Origin of the sequence: Allosphingosinicella sp., from assembly GCF_036387215.1 — a bacterium.
In the GTDB taxonomy this organism is placed as follows: Bacteria; Pseudomonadota; Alphaproteobacteria; order Sphingomonadales; family Sphingomonadaceae; genus Allosphingosinicella.
In genome coordinates this window covers 1-3,097 of the sequence record NZ_DASVUE010000314.1, presented here as the reverse complement: position 1 = coordinate 3,097, position 3,097 = coordinate 1, and the positions used below count along the sequence as shown (strand labels likewise).

General features: G+C 67.4%; 5 protein-coding genes. All 5 read right to left on the bottom strand.

All coding sequences use genetic code 11. The features are described from left to right. Positions 1-801 (bottom strand): NAD(P)H-hydrate dehydratase (locus VF662_RS12765; protein WP_464141815.1); only part of this gene is annotated, 801 nt, incomplete at its 3' end. Next, on the bottom strand, positions 798-1,562 hold the full coding sequence (locus VF662_RS12760) for a histidine phosphatase family protein (RefSeq protein ID WP_464141813.1): 765 nt from the start codon (positions 1,560-1,562) through the stop codon (positions 798-800). The genes VF662_RS12765 and VF662_RS12760, both read right to left, overlap by 4 nt. A gap of 31 nt (positions 1,563-1,593) precedes the next feature. Continuing rightward, a complete protein-coding gene (locus tag VF662_RS12755) occupies positions 1,594-2,202 on the bottom strand; it encodes an HAD family hydrolase (protein ID WP_464141810.1) in 609 nt (202 codons plus the stop codon). Positions 2,203-2,209: 7 nt separating this feature from the next. Continuing rightward, positions 2,210-2,335 (bottom strand): type B 50S ribosomal protein L36, encoded by a 126-nt coding sequence (gene ykgO / locus VF662_RS12750; RefSeq protein ID WP_006833921.1) that lies wholly within the window; start codon positions 2,333-2,335, stop codon positions 2,210-2,212. A 98-nt stretch (positions 2,336-2,433) separates the two neighbouring features. Further along, a partial coding sequence (locus VF662_RS12745) for a Cif family virulence factor (protein ID WP_464141808.1) occupies positions 2,434-3,097 on the bottom strand: 664 nt, incomplete at its 5' end.

Sequence of the window (3,097 nt, the reverse complement as noted above, 5' to 3'; positions counted from 1 at the left end):
CCGCCGCCCCGCTTCGCCGTGCAGATAGACGCCCCACAAGGCGGCCGTCAGCGGATCGGCGCCGCGCGCGCAAAGACCTCCGACGATCCCGGCCAGCGTGTCGCCCGAGCCCGAGGTGGCGAGGCCGACGCCGCCTCCCCTGAAGCGGAACGCGCGGCCGTCCGGCGCGACGATATGGCTGAATTCGCCTTTGATTACCGCCACCACCCCGAACGTCTCGGCCGCGCGCCGTGCGGCTCCGAGGGGATCGGCAGCGACCTCGTCCCGCTCGCACTCCAGCAGCCGCGCCATCTCGCCGGCATGGGGAAGGACGATGGCTCCCCCCTTCCACGCCTTCAGCGCGTCCGCGCGCGGCGCGAGGCTCCCAAGCACCGCCGCATCCAGCACCAGCGGCACCTCCGCGCCGCATGCGAGCAGCGCATCGAGCAATGTGTCGAGCGGCGGCCCATGCTGAAGCCCGCAGCCGATCATTACGGCCTGAGCCTTGGTCGCCCACTCGATCAGGCCTTCGACCGCGGTTTCGTCGATGCAGCCCTCCGCCGTCTCCTTGTGCGGGATCACGCGGGCTTCGGGGATGGCGACCCCGAGCTGCACCGAGATGCTCTCGGCCGTGGCGATCTGGAGCTTGCCAGCGCCCGCGCGGAGCGCCGCCACCGCCGCTAGCAGCGCAGCCCCGGGGAGCTCGCGGCTTCCGCCGACGACGAGGATCCGGCCGCGATCCTCCTTGCTGCCGTCGTCCGGGTGGCGGGGCAGCGGGAAATGCTCAAGAAGCCGAGCGTCTAGCTGTTCGACCTCGCTCATCGCGCGGCCACCGGCGCATCCGGCTCGGACGTGATCGGCGCCTGCTCCTCGATCAGCGGCGCCGCGAAATTATAGGCGACGAGCTTCGGCACGCACAGATTCGCGTCGTCCGGCTCGAACTCATATGCGCAGACGCCGCAATTGAGCACATCCCCCTCCTTGTCGATCGCGAGGATCTGCGCCTCGTCCATCTCCTCCAGGATATAGCGAAGGCAGAGCACCACCACCTGGTGGCAGACGATCAGCACCCGCCGGTCTGCATGGTGCAGGCTCACCGTGTCGAGCGCGCTCCGGAGGCGGAGGATCACGTCAGCCCAGCTCTCGCCGCCGGGCGCGCGGTGGTAGAATTTACCCAGCAGCGCGCGGTGCTCGGCGAGTTCCGGATACTTCTCCTTGATGCCGGCGGTGGTGAGCCGGTCGAAGATCCCGAATTCCCGCTCGCGAAGGCGCTCATCCACGATCGGCGGCCGCGCTTCGCCGACCACGCCGCCTGCTTCGCAGATGGCCCGCGCCGTCTGGCGGGCCCGGACATAGGGGGAGGAGAGCACGATCTCCGGCTTCTCGTCCTCCGGCAGCGACGCGAACCAATCGCCTAGCGCCTTCGCCTGCCGGTGGCCGAGGTCGCTCAGCGGCACGTCCACGTCCCGGTGCGCGATGTCGATGGTCGCCAGCCCGGCTGCATGGGCCGCGTCACGCGCCACATTGCCCGCGCTCTGGCCGTGGCGCACGATCCAGAGCTTCTGCGGCCATCTTTGTCTCATGCCCGAAACAAAGCTCGGGCGGCGCGAAAGTTCAGAGCAGCCCTTCGGCCTTCAGCCGCAGGCGCAGATCGTCGGCATCGACGAACAGGTGTGCATGCATGCCGACGGCGCGGGCACCTTCGACGTTGATCTCGCGATCATCGATGAACAGCGCCTCGGCAGGCTTCAGCCCGAACCGGTTAAGCGCCCGAAAGTAGATCGCGGGGTCCGGCTTCAGAAGCTTCTCCTCGCCCGAGACCACGATGTCGCGGAAGCGGCTGAAAAAGGCCCGCTCCTTTTCATGGAACGGTTTCCAGAAATCGGCGGAAAAATTGGTGATCGCGAACAACGGCACGCCTTTGGCGTCCAGCTCCTCCACGATTGCGTGGACGCCCGGCACCGGATCCGAGATGGTCTCGCCGAATCTCTCGCCCCAGGCGGAGATCAGGTCTGCATAGGCCGGAAATTTTTCGCTTAGCTCATCCGCCGCCTCGCGAAAGTCGCGGCCGCCGTCGAGCGTATCGTGCCATTCCCAAAGGCCGATATCCTCGATGAAGCGCAGGCGAGCGTCATCGTCGGCGATCTGCCTGATGAGAAAGCTGTCCGGATCCCAGCCGTAGAGGACGTTGCCGACGTCGAAGACGGCGGCGGTCACGCTCACTAGGGGTTTAGCCCTGGCGCGCCTTGAAGCGGCGGTTGGTCTTGTTGATGACGTAGGTGCGGCCCCGGCGGCGGATCACGCGGCAGTCGCGGTGGCGCGACTTGAGGGATTTGAGCGAGTTGCGGATCTTCATGGCCGTAACGCCTGCCTGTCTCTTCTAAGCTTTGAGCTGGAAAATGAAGGCGCCCACCTATGGTCGAAACGCCGGCAAGTCAAGCTCGCTGCAGCGCATCATTCCGCGACGTAGCGCCACGGCTCGCTTGGCTGCGCCCGGTACCAGACGGTGAAGAAGGGGACGGCTGCGGGGCGCCCCTCCGGCGGCGGCGCATTGCTGCGGATCATCCCGATCGTCACTCCGAGGTCGCCGCTGGAAGCGACGATCACCTCGTCCGCGGACCAGTTTAGCGGGCTGGTCGGCTCGGGCTTGAACCCTGCGCCGATCGCCTCCGCCCCGATCGTGAAGGACGCATCGCGCCCCATGTTCATCGCGTCGGCTCGCCCGTTCTTCCTGAACGCGGCGGCAAGCCCGATCTTCTGCGCCTCGTCGGAAAAGTTCTTCTCGGCTGCGGCGAGGCTCTTGCCGAGCTTCTCGACCAGCGCCGGGTCCATGCGCGGACGGACGAGCTTCCCCGGAACGAGCGGCGCCATCGCAGCACTGCCCTGCCCTTCCGGCTTCGGCACCCTCTTGTAGACGGCGACCCGCCAGCCCTCCGTCCGCTTGACCCAGTAAGCAAGATACTTTGCCTGCCGGTCCGCCGCGCCCTCCTTGCGGATGGTCATATATCCGAAGGTGAAACCCTGCTGCCCGTCCGCCGAGATGCCGGCGCGGATCGGCGCCCATTCGGCCTTGGCGCCGAGATTGGCGGGGTTCGCCTGCAGCACCCGAAGGACGGCC